15 protein-coding genes are annotated in these 14055 nt (G+C 72.6%); 5 read left to right on the top strand and 10 right to left on the bottom strand.

Features of this window, described 5'->3' with window-relative positions:
- Positions 1-12: 12 nt before the first annotated feature.
- The 4 genes from AC6EI4_RS15255 to AC6EI4_RS15240 all read right to left on the bottom strand — a co-directional run bounded on the left by AC6EI4_RS15255 (position 13) and on the right by AC6EI4_RS15240 (position 4773).
- The gene (locus AC6EI4_RS15255) at positions 13-858 is read right to left on the bottom strand and encodes an ABC transporter permease (protein ID WP_498451976.1); all 846 of its coding nucleotides are present in this window, start codon (positions 856-858) and stop codon (positions 13-15) included.
- On the bottom strand, positions 855-1880 hold the full coding sequence (locus AC6EI4_RS15250; protein ID WP_498451975.1) for an ABC transporter permease: 1026 nt from the start codon (positions 1878-1880) through the stop codon (positions 855-857). Before AC6EI4_RS15250 ends, AC6EI4_RS15255 begins: the two co-directional genes overlap by 4 nt.
- Entirely contained in the window at positions 1862-3502 is a 1641-nt protein-coding gene (locus tag AC6EI4_RS15245) for an ABC transporter substrate-binding protein (protein ID WP_498451974.1), read from the bottom strand. The genes AC6EI4_RS15250 and AC6EI4_RS15245 overlap by 19 nt, the downstream gene beginning before the upstream one ends.
- A gap of 77 nt (positions 3503-3579) precedes the next feature.
- The gene (locus tag AC6EI4_RS15240; protein WP_498451973.1) at positions 3580-4773 is read right to left on the bottom strand and encodes a lipase family protein; all 1194 of its coding nucleotides are present in this window, start codon (positions 4771-4773) and stop codon (positions 3580-3582) included.
- A 142-nt stretch (positions 4774-4915) separates the two neighbouring features.
- Here AC6EI4_RS15240 and AC6EI4_RS15235 point away from each other — a divergent pair, with 142 nt between their 5' ends.
- Together AC6EI4_RS15235 and AC6EI4_RS15230 are read left to right on the top strand one after the other, a co-directional pair.
- Complete coding sequence (locus AC6EI4_RS15235; RefSeq protein ID WP_498452101.1) at positions 4916-5230, top strand: hypothetical protein; 315 nt, start codon at positions 4916-4918, stop codon at positions 5228-5230.
- The gene (locus AC6EI4_RS15230; RefSeq protein ID WP_498424653.1) at positions 5209-6216 is read left to right on the top strand and encodes a 5'-3' exonuclease; all 1008 of its coding nucleotides are present in this window, start codon (positions 5209-5211) and stop codon (positions 6214-6216) included. Before AC6EI4_RS15235 ends, AC6EI4_RS15230 begins: the two co-directional genes overlap by 22 nt.
- Positions 6217-6219: 3 nt before the next feature.
- Here AC6EI4_RS15230 and AC6EI4_RS15225 read toward each other — a convergent pair whose 3' ends face one another.
- The 3 genes from AC6EI4_RS15225 to AC6EI4_RS15215 are packed head-to-tail and all read right to left on the bottom strand — an operon-like array spanning position 6220 to position 8974.
- The gene (locus AC6EI4_RS15225; RefSeq protein ID WP_498424601.1) at positions 6220-6519 is read right to left on the bottom strand and encodes a chorismate mutase; all 300 of its coding nucleotides are present in this window, start codon (positions 6517-6519) and stop codon (positions 6220-6222) included.
- A gap of 33 nt (positions 6520-6552) precedes the next feature.
- The gene (locus tag AC6EI4_RS15220) at positions 6553-8055 is read right to left on the bottom strand and encodes an FAD-dependent oxidoreductase (RefSeq protein ID WP_498451972.1); all 1503 of its coding nucleotides are present in this window, start codon (positions 8053-8055) and stop codon (positions 6553-6555) included.
- Between the two features lie 4 nt (positions 8056-8059).
- Positions 8060-8974: an AurF N-oxygenase family protein gene (locus AC6EI4_RS15215; RefSeq protein WP_498451971.1), complete on the bottom strand. Its 915-nt coding sequence runs from the start codon at positions 8972-8974 to the stop codon at positions 8060-8062.
- 106 nt (positions 8975-9080) lie between these two features.
- On the opposite strand from AC6EI4_RS15215, the gene AC6EI4_RS15210 reads away from it, so the two are divergent.
- A complete protein-coding gene (locus AC6EI4_RS15210) occupies positions 9081-9764 on the top strand; it encodes a TetR/AcrR family transcriptional regulator (RefSeq protein ID WP_498424597.1) in 684 nt (227 codons plus the stop codon).
- 280 nt (positions 9765-10044) lie between these two features.
- Here AC6EI4_RS15210 and AC6EI4_RS15205 read toward each other — a convergent pair whose 3' ends face one another.
- The 3 genes from AC6EI4_RS15205 to AC6EI4_RS15195 form a co-directional block, all read right to left on the bottom strand.
- Positions 10045-11325 (bottom strand): HNH endonuclease, encoded by a 1281-nt coding sequence (locus AC6EI4_RS15205; protein ID WP_498451970.1) that lies wholly within the window; start codon positions 11323-11325, stop codon positions 10045-10047.
- A gap of 167 nt (positions 11326-11492) precedes the next feature.
- On the bottom strand, positions 11493-12077 hold the full coding sequence (locus AC6EI4_RS15200; RefSeq protein ID WP_498451969.1) for a class I SAM-dependent methyltransferase: 585 nt from the start codon (positions 12075-12077) through the stop codon (positions 11493-11495).
- A 25-nt stretch (positions 12078-12102) separates the two neighbouring features.
- A complete protein-coding gene (locus AC6EI4_RS15195) occupies positions 12103-12888 on the bottom strand; it encodes an isocitrate lyase/PEP mutase family protein (protein ID WP_498451968.1) in 786 nt (261 codons plus the stop codon).
- Between the two features lie 200 nt (positions 12889-13088).
- On the opposite strand from AC6EI4_RS15195, the gene AC6EI4_RS15190 reads away from it, so the two are divergent.
- On the top strand, positions 13089-13586 hold the full coding sequence (locus AC6EI4_RS15190) for a hypothetical protein (protein WP_498451967.1): 498 nt from the start codon (positions 13089-13091) through the stop codon (positions 13584-13586).
- 9 nt (positions 13587-13595) lie between these two features.
- Positions 13596-14048: a hypothetical protein gene (locus AC6EI4_RS15185; protein ID WP_498451966.1), complete on the top strand. Its 453-nt coding sequence runs from the start codon at positions 13596-13598 to the stop codon at positions 14046-14048.
- Positions 14049-14055 lie beyond the last annotated feature (7 nt).

The raw sequence follows: 14055 nt of genomic DNA, 5'->3' as shown, positions 1-14055 counted from the left end.
ACGGACTTCCCCTCACTCATGGCGGCTGTACGGGTCGATGAGGGCGCGGACGGCGTCGCCGACGACGTCGATCCCGCGCACGAGCAGCAGCAGGCAGGCCCCCGGCAGCACCGCCAGCCACCAGTGCCCCGCGGACAGCGAGCGCATCGACTCCGCCAGCAGCACGCCGACCGCGGGCTCGCCGGGGTCGACGCCGAGGCCGAGGAACGACAGCGCCGCCTCGTGCAGGATCGCGTGCGGGAACATCAGCACCACCCCGACCAGCAGGTGCGGCAGCAGGTGCGGCAGGACGTGGCGGCGCGCCACGTGCAACCGGCCGTGCCCCAGCGCGCGGGAGACCCCGACGTAGTCGGCGCGCACGATCTCGTGGCCCACCGACGCCAGCACCCGGGTCAGCCGCGGCCAGTGCGTCAGGCCGATCGCCAGCACGACCCCGGTGGTGCCCCCGCCGAGGGTGAAGGAGACCAGGATCAGCAGGACCAGGTGCGGCAGCGCCAGGAACAGGTCGACCAGCCAGTCCACGACCGCCCGGCCCCACGCGCCGCCCGCGGTGGCCACGCAGGCCAGCAGCAGCGCGATGGCCCCGGACATCAGGGCCGCCACCGTGCCGACGACCAGGCTCAGCCGCAGCCCGGACAGGACCCGGGCGAACAGGTCGCGGCCCAGTCGGTCGGTGCCGAACCAGTACTCCAGCGAGGGCCCCTGGTTGCGTGAGGCCAGGTGGGTGAGACCGGCCTGGTCGGCGGTGAGCGCGGCCCCGACCAACACCACCGCCACCACCACGGCGCCGAAGGCGGCGCCGGCCACCAGACGGGTACGGCGAGCGCCGGGCACCGCCTGCAGCGTCGCCGTGCTCATCGGACCGCCTCGGCGCGCAGGCGCGGGTCCGCGGCCCGGTGGGCGAGGTCGCCCAGCGCGTTGCCGGCGAAGACGAACAGCGCGGTGAACAGCGCGATCCCCAGCAGCAGCGGCACGTCCTGGCGCAGCGCGGCCGCCGTGGTCGCCTCACCGAGCCCGGGATAGGTGAAGACCTGCTCGGCCAGTAGGGAGCCACCGAACAGCTCGCCCACCGAGCTGAACTGCAGCATCAGCGCCGGGCCGGCGGCGTTGCGCAGCACCCGGTGGATGGTCAGCCCCCAGCCGCGCTCGCCCTGGGCGCGCGCGAACCGCACGTAGTCGCTGCGCAGCACCTCCAGGGTCGCCTCACGGGTGTGCAGCAGCACAGGCGAGATGCCGACCACGCTCAGCGTCAGCGCCGGGAGCAGCAGGTGGTGCAGCCGGTCCAGCAGCCCGGCCTCACCGGGCAGCATGCCGACCGGGGCCGCGCAGCACACCGGAGTCCACTGCAGCGACACCGAGAACACGTAGAGCAGCACCAGCGCCACCCAGAACGTCGGCGCCGACGCCAGCAGGTAGGCCACCCAGGTCAGGGCCCGGTCCAGCCGGCTCCCCGACCTCATCCCGGCCAGCAGCCCGAGCGAGAACCCGATCACCCCCGAGAACAGCCAGGCCAGCGCCATCAGGCTCAGGCTGGCCGCGAAGCGGTCGGCGATCACCGCGGTGACCGGCGCGTCGTAGATCTGGGAGTGGCCCAGGTCGCCCTGCAGCAGCCGGCCTCCCCAGTCCGCGAGCCGCTCGATCGGCGGCCGGTCCAGGCCCCACCGCTCCTCGATCTGGGCGCGCTGCTCGGGTCCCACGGCGGCCACGTCGGCACCTACGTAGGCGTCGACCGGGTCGACCGGGGAGCCGAGCAGCAGCAGGAAGGAGCCGACCGCCACCGCCGCCAGCAGCGAGAGCAGGCGGACGGCGCGCAGCAGCGCCCGACGGCGGCCTCGTCGTCGCGACGGCGCGCCGTCCTCGCTCAGCAGGTGCGGCGCCACTGCGCGATGCCTGCCGTGATCGGCCAGCCGTGTCCGTGCGGCTCGACCTGGAGCTCGCCCAGGTCCAGGCACTCGTCGACGTAGTAGGTGTGCTCGAGGTTGACCAGCCAGGCCCACGCGGCGTCGCCGGCCGCGGTGAAGCCGTCGCCGGCCTCGTCGAGCTGCGCGGCCCGCCAGTGCTCGGTGGCCGCCTCCTGGTCGGTGGCGCGCATCGCCGCGTCGAGGTGGCCGTCGACCGTCTCGCTGGCGTAGTAGCCGGGGTTGTAGAGCTCCACCCCGGCCCGGCTGGAGTGGTAGAGGTTGTACATCTCGGTCGGGTCGTGGCTGCCCCAGCCGAACATCACCGCGTCGGAGTGCAGCCGCTGGTAGATCTCCTCCCAGCTGGCGCCCTCGGCGCGCACCTCGATCCCCGCCTCGGCCACCATGTCGACGACGCTGAGCGCCAGGCCTTGGCGCAGCGAGTCCCCGGCCGGGTAGAGCAGCGTGAAGCTCGCCGGCACGCCCGCCTTCTCGCGCACCCCGTCGCCGTCGGCGTCGACCCAGCCCGCCTCCTGCAGGATCGCGGCGGCGCCCGCGGCGTCGGCGTCCTCGATGACGGCGTCGGGGTTGGCCCACGGCAGGTGGTCGGCCGGTCCGGCGGCCGGGGCGCCGTACCCCTCCAGGACGCCGTCGACCAGCGCCTCCCGGTCGACCGCGACGTTGACCGCGCGGCGTACGGCGACGTCGGCGGTGACGTCGTTGCCGATCGGCGCGCCGGCCGGAGAATGGCGTCCGGTGTCAGCGACGGTGGGGAACGCGATCCCGCGGTTGTCCACCGACGGCACCGCCGCGACCCGCATCCCCGGCACCGGGCTCGTCGCCAGCGACGAGGCCACCGAGGCCAGCTCCAGCTCGCCGGAGCGCGCCATCGCCAGGGTCGCGTCCTCGTCGGTGAACACGAAGGTGATCCGTTCGAACTGCGGCAGGTCGCCGTAGTAGTCGTCATTGCGCTCGACGACGAGCTGCTGACCGCGCTGCCAGGAGACCAGCCGGAACGGTCCGGAGCCCACCGGGTCGGCGGCGTAGCCCTTGCCGTGGGCGTGCTCGGGCACGATCCCCAGCGACGCCAGCCGGTTCACGAACGCGCTGCGCGGCTCGTCGAGGTGTAGGGCGACCGTGTCGGCGTCGACGACCTCGGCGGTGCGCAGCGCCGTCACGTCGGTGAGGCCGCCCTGCTCGGCGGCGGTGTTGAACGTGTAGGCCACGTCGGCGGCGCTCACCGGCTCCCCGTCGGTGAACACGGCGTCGTCGCGCAGGTCCACGGTCCAGGTCAGCCCGTCCTCGCTGACCCGGTAGTCGGTGGCGAGCTCGGGCACGAGCCCGAGGTCCGCGTCGCGGCGCAGCAGCGTCGACTGGAACAGCGGGGAGCCGTAGCGCCCCCAGCCCAGGGTGGGGTCGAAGCCGTCATCGGGCTCGCCGCCCAGGGCCACCCGGAGCTCGGTGCCGGAGCCCCCCGAGTCGCCCGCCGAGCCCTGCTCGCTGAGCCCACCGCCGCAGGCCGCCAGCGCCGGCGCCGTCGCCACCACCGCGAGCAGGCCGGCCCAGCGTCGACGCTGGGGGCGCGGGTGGTGACGACGGCGCATGCGTGGCTCCTGGATCAGAACGGGGTCGTAATGACCACATCCAACCAGTGAGCCCTACACGGCGTGACGGCGGCCCGTCACAGCCGCCAGCAGGACGACGTGGCCGGGAGGCCGGCCAGGCGTGCCTCCAGGAACCCGTAGACCTCCGCGGCGTTGTTCAGCATCCCGCCCACGTGGCCCGGGCTGGCGTTGGTGCTGAGCCGGACGTTGGCGCCACCGGCGCACCAGTCCTTGGCCAGCTGCTTGCCGACCCGGTAGGGCACCACGTCGTCGAGAAGGCTGTGGGTGAGGAGCACCGGCGCCTTCGGTGCCCGGCGACCGATGCGTTGGTCGTCGATCATCGTGCGGAACGGCTCGCGCGTGATCAGCTCGGCCAGGCTGGAGCCGTCGGAGGTGTAGTCCTCGGAGCTCTTGAACGCCGAGCCGAACAGGTCGAAGACGCAGTCGTCGGCGATCTCGGCGAACATCTCCTTGCCGGCGGCGTTGAGGTAGGGGCCCATGTCGACGTCGTAGCTGGCGGTCTGGCCGGCGATCGCGAACCAGGTGAACAGCGAGAACAGGGTCCCGTCGATCGCCCCGGGCAGTGCGGCCAGGTCCGCGGGCACCGCGCCGGCGACCGCGCCCTTCACCTTCAGCTCCGGGGCGTACGTCGCAGCGAGCTCCGCGGCCGAGGCGCTGCCGGCGCCACCCTGGGAGTAGCCGTAGAACGCGACCGGGCTGTCGGCTGCCAGTCCGCTGCCGGGCAGGCGCTGCGCCGCGCGGACCGCGTCGAGGACCGCGTGGCCCTGCGACTCCCGATCCATGTAGGTGTGCATGCCCTCGGTGCCGAGACCCTCGTAGTCGGTCATCGCGATCGCGTAGCCGCGCGCGAGCAGGCCGGCCATGAAGACGCCCTCGTACTCGAGGCCCTCGCTGAACATCCGGGACGGCGCACAGCTGTCCCCGATGCCCTGGGTGCCGACGGCGTACCCGATGACCGGGCGCTTGCCGGGCCCGACCCACCGCTTCTTCGGGACGAGCACCGAGCCGGACACCGCGATCGGGTCGCCGGTGCGGTCGGTGGAGCGATAGAGCACCCGGGTGGAGGAGAACGCGACGTCGCTCGCTCCGGCCGGATCGAGCAGGAAGCGCATCGGCTCGCTGCGGACCAGGTCGCCGTTGGCTGCGGGCAGCGTGGCGGGCGCCTGGTAGAAGGCCGGGAGCGGGTCCTCGGCGTGGACGGGTCCTGCTGACATCGGGATGACGACTGCGACCGCGATCGCGGCCACCATCCCCCTGAGATTGATGGTCGGCACTAGGCTCCCTCTCGTTACCTGCGGGTAGGTCGGGGGCAGCAGACCATGTGACGCCCGTCATAGGCAATGGTTGTTCTCAGCACCGATCTCCCACCCGACGCAGCGAGAGGCACCACCCGTGAGCCGTTCGAGGACCATCGCTGCCACCGTGCGCCCGCTCGCGGGCGGGGCCCTGCTGGTCAACGGCGTGCCGCACGGGGTGAAGGGGGTGAGCGGCCAGCGGTTCCCGACGCCGTTCGCGCAGCCGCCGGGGGTGGGGCTGTCCTCGCCGCTGGCGAACGTCGCCTGGAGCACGATGAACCTGGCCGCCGGGAGCCTGCTGCTGCGGGGGCGGACCACGACCACCCGCGACCGGCTGACGGCCGCGGCGGCCGCGGGCGCGATGGCGTTCTACCTGGCCCACTACTTCGGATCGCTCGAGGCCGGGCGCTGACCGGTCACGAGCGCCGCCTCCTCCTCGCCGTCGACGCGCCCTCCCTGCTGCACCGCAACCACCACGCGCGCCGGGAGAGCGACCTGCGCGACCGCACCGGCCGCCCGGCCTGGGCGCTGCACGGGATGCTGCGCCAGATCCTCGAGGCGATCGACCAGTTCGCGCCCGACGCCGTCCTCTTCGGCCTCGACGACCGGCGCTCCTCGGTGCGCGAGACGGCCTACCCGGCGTACAAGGCCGGTCGCGCGGCCAAGGACCCCGAGCTGGTCGACCAGCTCGAGCGTGCCGGCGCGCTGCTCGACGCACTGGGCTTCCACACCCTGACGCCGCCCGGGTTGGAGGCCGACGACGTCAACGCCTCGGCCGCCACCTGGGCCGAGCGCGAGGGGTGGAACTGCGTGATCATCACCTCCGACCGCGACTCCTTCGCCCACATCAGCGCGCACACCCAGGTGCTGCGGCTGATCAACGGCGGCATCAACGCCTCGCCCCTGCTCAACCCGGCCCGCATCCAGGCGCTGTACGGCGTGGCGGCCGAGCGCTACCTGGAGTTCGCGGCCCTGCGCGGCGACGCCAGCGACAACCTCCCCGGCGTACCGGGGATCGGCGAGAAGACCGCGCCGCTGCTGCTCTCCCAGCTGGGCTCGATGCAGGCGGTGTGGGCCGACATCGACCACTGCGCGGGCGAGAACCTGGTGGCGGCGCTCGACTCCTATTGCGAGGAGATGGGGCTGCGCCGGATCGGCGCCGGGCTGCTCAAGCGGCTCACCGCCCCGGGCGCCCGGGAGCGCTACGAGTTCAACCTCTCGATGATGTCCGGGCGCACCGACCTGGACCTGGGGCTCACCCCGGACGTGCCCGGCTCCCCCGGCCTGCTCCCGCTCCCGCCCGACCGGGTCTCACGGGTCGTCGGCCACCTCGGCGTCGGTGCGACCACGCAGCTGGCGCTGCGGGTGCTCACCGAGCCGCCGGCGTCGACGCAGTAGCGCTCAGCCCTCCGCGCCCTGGATCGTGCGGTGGTTGCGGATCACCTCGTCGATGATCAGGCTCAGGAACTTCTCCGCGAACCGCGGGTCGAGGCCGGAGCTCTCGGCCAGCGCGCGCAGCCGCTCGATCTGGAACGCCTCGCGCTCCGGGTCGGCCGGCGGCATCTGGGCGCGGGCCTTGAGCTCGCCCACCTGCTGGGTGCACTTGAACCGCTCGGCGAGCAGGTGCACCAGGGCCGCATCGAGGTTGTCGATGCTCCCGCGCAGTCGTCCCAGCTCTTCGGCGGCGTCTTCGTTCGTCACGGCGCCCATGCAACCAGATCCCGCCGCGGCGCCTTACGCCCCCACCACGTCGCGGACGATACGGCGTACCAGCGGGAGCCGGCGACGCACCGGCAGCCGCCCGGCGGCCGCGTCCTCGAAGAGGGAGCCGACGGTCTCGGCGGCGCAGCCGCGGTTGGTGCCGATGCCCCCGACCGGGCCGCGCTTGATCCACCCGGTGACGTAGGTGCCGGGCAGCGGCTGGCCGGTGGCCGGGTCGACGACCCGCCCGGCCTGGTGCGGGATCGTGCCGGTGGCCTCGTCGAAGGGCAGCCCGGGCACGGCGACGCCGCGGTAGCCGATCGAGCGGAGCACCAGTCCGGTCGGGATCTCCACCGCTCCCCCGGCGCCGGTCGTCTCCTGAAGCCGTACGGCGCTCACGGCAGTGTCGCCGAGCACCTCGACCGGCGTGGCATGGAAGCGCAGCACCAGCCGGCGTTCGGCCGGCGGCGGGGCCGACCAGTCGACCGGCTCGACCGGCAGCCCCTGCAACCACGAGCCCTTGTCACGCTGGCCCGCCGCACCGATCGCGGCGGCCAGGTCGGCGTCGCCGTCCACCACCACGTCGAGTCCGGGGGTCTCGCGCAGCGCGTGCAGCTCCGAGCGGCTGTACGACGCGTGCTCGGGGCCGCGGCGGCCCACCAGCACGACCTCGCGCACCCGGCTGCGGCGCAGCGCGGCCAGCGCGTCGGGCGCGATCGCGCTGCCCACCAGGGTGTCCGGCTCGGCAAGCAGGATCCGGGCGACGTCGAGGGCGACGTTGCCGTTGCCGATCACCACCGCACGCTCGGCGGAGAGGTCGATCGCGGCGTCGGGGACGTCGGGGTGGCCGTTGTACCAGGCCACGAACGTGCGCGCGGCCATCGACCCGGCGAGCTCCTCACCGGGGATGTCCAGCGCGCGGTCGGAGGCCGCGCCCACGGCGTAGATCACCGCGTCGTGCTCGGCCAGCAGGTCGGCGTGGCTGACGTCGACGCCGACCTCGGTGCCCAGCCGCATCCGGACCCGCGGGTGGGCGTGGAACGCGGCGAAGCGCTCCCCCATCCGGCGGGTGTCGAGGTGGTCGGGGGCCACGCCGTAGCGCAGCAGACCGCCGGCGTCGGCGAGCCGGTCGACCATGGTGATCTTGCAGCTGGTGCTGAGCAGGGACTGCACGGCGTACCCGGCCGAGGGACCGGTGCCGACCACCGCGACCCGCAGCGGCGCCGAGCCGTTGGGCAGCGACGGCGGGAAGACCGGGCTACCCCACTCGGGGGTGGCGTTGCCCTCGGCGAACCAGGCCGCGTTGATGTCGGCGTAGACCTCCTCAGGCCCGCGCAGCAGGTCGACGGGCTTGATCGCGTCCACTGGGCAGGCGTCCGCGCAGGCGCCGCAGTCGATGCAGACCTTCGGGTCGATGTGCAGCATCTCGGTGCTGCCGAAGGCGCGCTCCTCGGGGGTGGGGCTGATGCAGTTGACCGGGCACACCGACACGCACGAGGCGTCGGCACAGCAGGCCTGCGTGATCGCGAACGCCACCGGCTCAGACCATTCCCACGCGCTTGTAGATGGCCATCGCGGGACGGGTGAGCAGGCCGACCTCGGCGAGGAAGTGCATCAGGTGCGCGCAGCTCGCGCGCATCATCGTCTTGTGGTGCTCGTTGCTGCGGACCTGCTCCAGGGCGCGCTCGGGGTCGAGGCCGGCCGCGGCGTAGACGTCCTTGTTCACCATGTTCTTGACGATGAAGTAGGCGGCGGCCGCGATCACGGTGGCGCTGAAGTGCCGGCGCGCCGGGCTGACGCCTTCCATGTGCTCGCGGATCTCCTGGCGCGCGAACTTCATGTGCCGCGACTCCTCGACGACGTGGATCTCGCTGGTCTTGCGCACCAGCGGCAGCACGTTCTCGCCGCGCATCCAGTCGCGCTGCATGACATCGAGGACCTCCTCGGCGACCAGGATGCCGCCGTACGCGCCCTCACCGAAGGCGGTGGCCTTGAAGACCCGGCCGAGCTCGATGCTGGTGCGGGTCGGGAAGTAGGCGTCGATCCCCATCTTCTCGCAGGCGCGGGCGAACATGATCGAGTGGCGGCACTCGTCGGCGACCTCGGTGAGGGCGAAGCGGAACTCGGGGTTGGCGTAGTTCGTGACGTACTGGTCGCGCAGCACCATCTGCTGCAGGATCATCTCGAACCAGATGCCGGTGCTCATGATCGAGGCGACCTCGTGGCGGGTCAGCGTGACCCGCTGCTGCTCGGTCATCTCGTCCCACAGCTGCGTGCCGTAGAGCGTGCTCCACTCCGGGTTCAGGCCGTAGTGCGACGGGTCGAGGTCGGCGTCCCAGTCCACCTCGGTGGCCGGGTCGTAGGAGAGCTCCTCGGAGGACTCCAGGAGACGCCGGGAGATGTCGTTGACGGATCCGGTCGAGCTGGGGGCCGTGGGCTGCGCGAACGTGGTCATTGAGCCTCCATCGATCGATGCGTAGCGGGTACACGTCGTACCCACAAGTTGCACGGTACGCGACGTACCCCCTAATGACCAGACCCTGTCCACGTAGGATCGCCACATGTCCCGAGACCCTGGTCACTCCTCCGACGCGGTCGTCGACGGTCGCGCACGGCGGTGGTCGGGGCAGCACGAGCGGCGGCGCGCGGAGTTCGTCGAGGCGGCGCTGCTCGCGATCGCCGAGCACGGGCCGGACGTCTCCACTGAGCAGATTGCCCAGCGCGCCGGAGTGGCCCGGACCCGGCTGTACAAGCACTTCGCCGGCGCCCAGGAGCTGAACCAGGCGATCGCGGCCCGCGCCGTCGAGCTGGTCACCGCCGAGCTCGAGCCGGTATGGAACCCCCAGGGCACGCCCGCGGACATGATCGCCACCGCGGTGGCCACCCACCTGCGCTGGCTCACTGAGCACAGCAACCTCTACCGCTACCTGACCCGGCGCTCGGTGACCGGCGCGGACGGCTCCGACGTGGTCACCGACATCAAGGGCAGCATCGCCCAGCACCTGTCCGACCTCTTCGCCGGCTACCTCACTCTGTTCGAGGTCGACACCAGCCTCGCCGAGCCGCTCGCCTGGGGCCTGGTCGGGTACGTCGACTCCGCGGCGACGCGCTGGGTCGACAATCCGGGCACCACGTCGTTCCAGCAGATGGCCGACTTCCTGGCACGCGGGATCTGGGCGATCCTCGACGACGCGCTGCGCCGCTACGGCCTGACCTTGGACCCGCACGAGCCGCTGACGCTCTGAGCGAACATGGTCTTGCTATTTCCTCGCGGGCCCGACCGCGGTAATCGGGGCGCTCGCGTGGATTCTCGCGTGGGCGAAGACGCCTGCCCAACCCCCTCCGTCTACACGCGGGCGCCTTGCTCGGGTTCTCCTGTCACTGCCCCTGCTGATCGTGCTCGTGCCCAAGCACGCTCTCTGGCAGACGGCACCGAGTTGTCCTCAGGCTGACTGATCGCCGACCGGGTGGCGCAGGTGGCCGCGCCGGCTGAGCCGACTGGCAGCTCATCTCAGGCGCGCCGGTCTAGCTCGCGACCAGCTCCGCGAAGGCGACTTCGAGGCGGCTGCGCACCTGGACAGCGCGACCGGGCAGCGGTGGAGCCGTCGACCGGTAGGAGTGCCCGGTCGGGGTGATCGTGACGACGCTGTGCCGTGGGCCGGGTCGGGGTCGGGCCTGCCAGCCGGGGGCCTGCTTGGCGTGGTTGCACTGCACGCAGAGCCCTTGACCATTGCCCGCGGAGGTGGGGCCGCCGGACTCGACGGCGACGACGTGGTCGCGGTGCCGGATCGGCGCGTCGCACCAGGGGGTGCGGCAGACGCCGTCGTCGCGCACGTCGATGAACCTGCCGAGGCCCTCGGGGAAGTGCAGGGCCCGCGAGTCCAGGGCGACGAGCTCTCCGCTGGTCGGGTCCGCGTAGAGCCGCCGCAACCAGCCCTGCAGGGCCCCGCTGGTGTCGTCGGCGGATTCAGCCACGACCCGGCGCGCCAGCCAGGCCGGCAGCGAGCCCTGGCCGGGGACGTGGGCGGGAGCGTCGTCGACGCCGAGCAGCGCACGGTCCGTCATCACCAGCTCGACGCCCACCGAGACGGCGGACGCACGGGCCTGGCCGGTGAGCCGCTCGACGAACAGGTCGGCCATCATCTGGCTGCGGCTGCGCGGGTCCCCGGCCGCGACGAGCGCGTCGGCGGCCTTGCTGAGCGCGGCGTGGCAGGCGACTCCCTGGACCATCGGGACCAGGCCGGTCACCTGGACCATCGTGTCGGGGGCGGGGCGGATGCTCACCCGCCGATCGGCCTCGGCCCGAGCCCGGCGTCGTACGACGGAGGCGGGGTCGAGGCGGTAGGCCAGCTTCATCGCCTCGGCCTTGATCTGCCGGGTGCCGAGACCCTCCAGACGGGCCGGGTCCGCGCACAGGATCCGGTCCACGGCCTCGCGGTCCTCCACCGACAGGCAGGCGGTCTCCTGCACGAGGATGGTGGCGCGCCACTCCGAGAGCACGCCGCTGGCGAGCAGAGCGTGCGTGTGCGGCATCTCGTGGACGAGGGCCTTGGCGAAGCCCAGCGCACGCGACCCGCGGTGCGGCGACTCCCGCCGCGCGGCGGCGATCTGCGAGGCCACTCCCCTGCCCTGGTGCGCGGCGCGCACTCCGGCCGCGGCCTGCTCGCGGCGCTGGGAGGCGTCGAAGGCGACCTCGATCCGGGCCTGCGCCGCGGCGGCCGCCGCCTTGAGCTCCTCCAAGAGGCGGATCAGATCGATCCGCTCGGCGTCATCCACGCCCTCCAGAGCCCCCAGAGCGTGGAGCACGGCCCGCAGCCCCTCAGGCCCCGTGGCGGGCCGCAGAGCGGCGCCGGGAGCGTCTGAGGAGGGGTTCGTGCGAGCCATGCTCCATTCTATCGAACGTGTGTTCGATCACACAAGAGCTATTCCACAGGACTTTTGCGGATCTGCGTCGGCTCCCGGCGTCGGCTTCCTCAGGGCCGGCGCAGCAGCGTGACCGAGAAGTTGGAGTCGGCGTCGAAGGGCACCAGGTCCCAGGTCGAGAAGCGGCTCTCCACGACCAGCCCGGCGGCCCGCAGGTCCTCGTCGAAGCGCTCGAAGGTGTAGCTGTCCTGACGGCGGAAGCCGATCACCAGCCGCCCGCCCGGTACGACGTGCGCGGCGAGCCGCTCGAGCACGCGGCGCTCGGTGTCGGGGGCGACGAAGAGCAGCACGTTGCCCGCCATCACGACCAGGTCGAAAGGCTCCTCGTCGAGGTCGAGCTCGCTGAGGTCGGCGGTGATCCAGGTCGGCCCGGGGTGGTCCTCCTGCGCGGCGGCGATCAGCTCAGGGTCGACGTCGACGCCGACGACCTGGTGCCCACGCGCATGCAGGGCAGCACCCACCCGACCGGGCCCGCAGCCGGCGTCGAGGATGCGCGAGCCCCGCGGGACGAGCGCGTCGACGAGCCGGGCCTCTCCCTCGAGGTCGGCCCCCTCGGCTGCCATCGTGCGGAAGCGCTCGATGTACCACTGGGCGTGGCCTTCCTTGGTGTCGGTGAACCAGCGAGGTGACGTCATGCCCCCATGGTCCCCTATCGCTGTCTCAGTTCAGGACCCGCATCGTGCCGGGCACCTCGCCGCCGCGCTGGACGTCCTCGACCAGCTCCTGCAGGGCGGTGAGCGCGACGTTCTGGGCCAGCGGCCCGTAGGAGACGCGGGCCACCCCGAGCTCCTGCTGGCGGGCCAGCGGCGGGGTGCCGGGGATGCCGATGGTGGTGAGCCGCTGCGGCCCGAAGGCCTCGACCAGCGTGGCGATCTGGTCCTCGTCGAGGACGGCCGGCACGAACACCAGGGGCGCGCCCGCGTCGAGGAAGGCCCGGCCGCGCTCGACCGCATCGGCGAGGTTGTCGGCGGCGGCGCGCTCGCGCTGCAGGTGGAAGGCGTCGGTGCGCGCGTTGAGCGCGAACTCGACGCCCTCGGCCTCGGCCGCCCGCATGATCGCCTCGACCTGGCCGGCCGCCTCCGCGAGGGGCTTCATCTGGTCCTCGATGTTGGCCCCGACCACCCCGAGACCGATCGCTCGGCGCACCGCCTCGGGCGCGTCGCCGTACCCGCCCTCGAGGTCGGCGGTCACCGGCAGCGTGGTCGCCTCGACGATGCGCCCGATCGCCTCGAGCATCAGGTCGAGCGGGATGTGCTCCCCGTCCTCGTAGCCGTAGGAGGCCGCGATCGAGTGGCTCGCGGTGGCCAGCGCCTTGGTGCCCGGCACGTCGCCGACGACCTTGGCGGTGATCGCGTCCCAGACGTTGACCACCGTCAACAGCTCGGGATCGCGGTGCAGCCGCATCATCTCGCGGGCACGGTCCTGGGTGATCTGGTCAGCAGTCACGGGCGCTCCTCGGTCGAGACGACGTGCTCGCGACCTTAGAGCAGGTTACTGATCTGATCCAGGTCGCCTTGGCGGCCTCGTCGCCGACCAATAACAACCGTTCTCGCCGAACATGGCGGCGGCGCACAGCGGTGGGGGTTCGTCGCGCACAATAGCGACCATGCTGCAGGCACCAAGCGCGTGATGGGCGGGAATTCGTGGTGATCGACCTCGCGACCGCCCGCAACCGGGGTTCGGTCCCGGCGTGGGCAGGGTGGGTGCTGTGGGTGCTCGCGACGCTCCTGTGCCTGCGCGGCTGCGTGGTGATGGTGCAGGAGATCGACACCGTCCTCCGCACCGATGCCAGCGTGGTCGGCACCTTCGACGACCCGGGAGAGTCGTGCCCGAACCGGGTCGCGTACGTCGTCGCCGGGCGCAGCTACGCCGTCGCCACGGACGCTCGAGGTCGGTGCAGCCGAGAACACGGCGATTCGACGAGCCCGCAGCGCGTCTACTACGACTCTGAGGACCCGGCCGTCGCGATCCTCGCGGACCCGGTGGGCACGACGCCGACCCTGGTCATCAACGGCGCGGGGGGCGTGGCGCTCGGGGCCCTGGCGATCTGGCTGCAGTGGCTCGGGTGGCGCCGGCTAGGACCCCGGCTGTCGCGCAGGCTCCGGGGGCGTCGGCACCGCGTGCCAGACCACGCCCGCCGTTAGGTTCGGCGCATGGGAGACCGCGCCGCCTGGACGAACACGACGCACGACTGGGCGAAGCTCGTCGACCACGACCACCTGCGCCAGATCCGCGCCCAGGCCGGCACCGGTGAACGCATCGGCGTCGAGCACCTGGTCCTCGAGGTCCTGGCGTACGCCGACGACGAAGCGGAGTCCCTCGGCCGTCGCGGGTGCTGCGCGCTCACCTTCCACAGGGACGGCTCGATCTCGGTCGTCGCCGCCCTCAGCACCTGGCTCGAGCACACCAACCACCGCCTCGAAGGCTCGTGGACCCAGCCCTACGAGCGCGGAGTGCCGGTCTCCGAGCTCATCGAGCTGCCGGCCACCGGGCACACCGGCACGACCGTGCGGTTCCTGCCGGACCGGGACCTGGTCACCGACGAGGAGGTGAGTGCGGACCTGTTGGGTGATTTCACCTGGCTTCAGGTGGACGTCACCCGCTGAGCCGAAG

Source organism: Nocardioides sp. Z43_10 (assembly GCF_059766615.1).
This window is presented reverse-complemented; position numbering and strand designations above follow the sequence as displayed.

Excerpts from the sequence above, each read along its gene's own strand:
- AC6EI4_RS15255 (WP_498451976.1), bottom strand. The coding sequence starts at position 858 with ATGAGCACGGCGACGCTGCAGGCGGTGCCCGGCGCTCGCCGTACCCGT.
- AC6EI4_RS15245 (WP_498451974.1), bottom strand. The coding sequence starts at position 3,502 with ATGCGCCGTCGTCACCACCCGCGCCCCCAGCGTCGACGCTGGGCCGGC.
- AC6EI4_RS15240 (WP_498451973.1), bottom strand. The coding sequence starts at position 4,773 with ATGGTGGCCGCGATCGCGGTCGCAGTCGTCATCCCGATGTCAGCAGGA.
- AC6EI4_RS15215 (WP_498451971.1), bottom strand. The coding sequence starts at position 8,974 with ATGACCACGTTCGCGCAGCCCACGGCCCCCAGCTCGACCGGATCCGTC.
- AC6EI4_RS15210 (WP_498424597.1), top strand. The coding sequence starts at position 9,081 with ATGTCCCGAGACCCTGGTCACTCCTCCGACGCGGTCGTCGACGGTCGC.
- AC6EI4_RS15200 (WP_498451969.1), bottom strand. The coding sequence starts at position 12,077 with ATGACGTCACCTCGCTGGTTCACCGACACCAAGGAAGGCCACGCCCAG.
- AC6EI4_RS15185 (WP_498451966.1), top strand. The coding sequence starts at position 13,596 with ATGGGAGACCGCGCCGCCTGGACGAACACGACGCACGACTGGGCGAAG.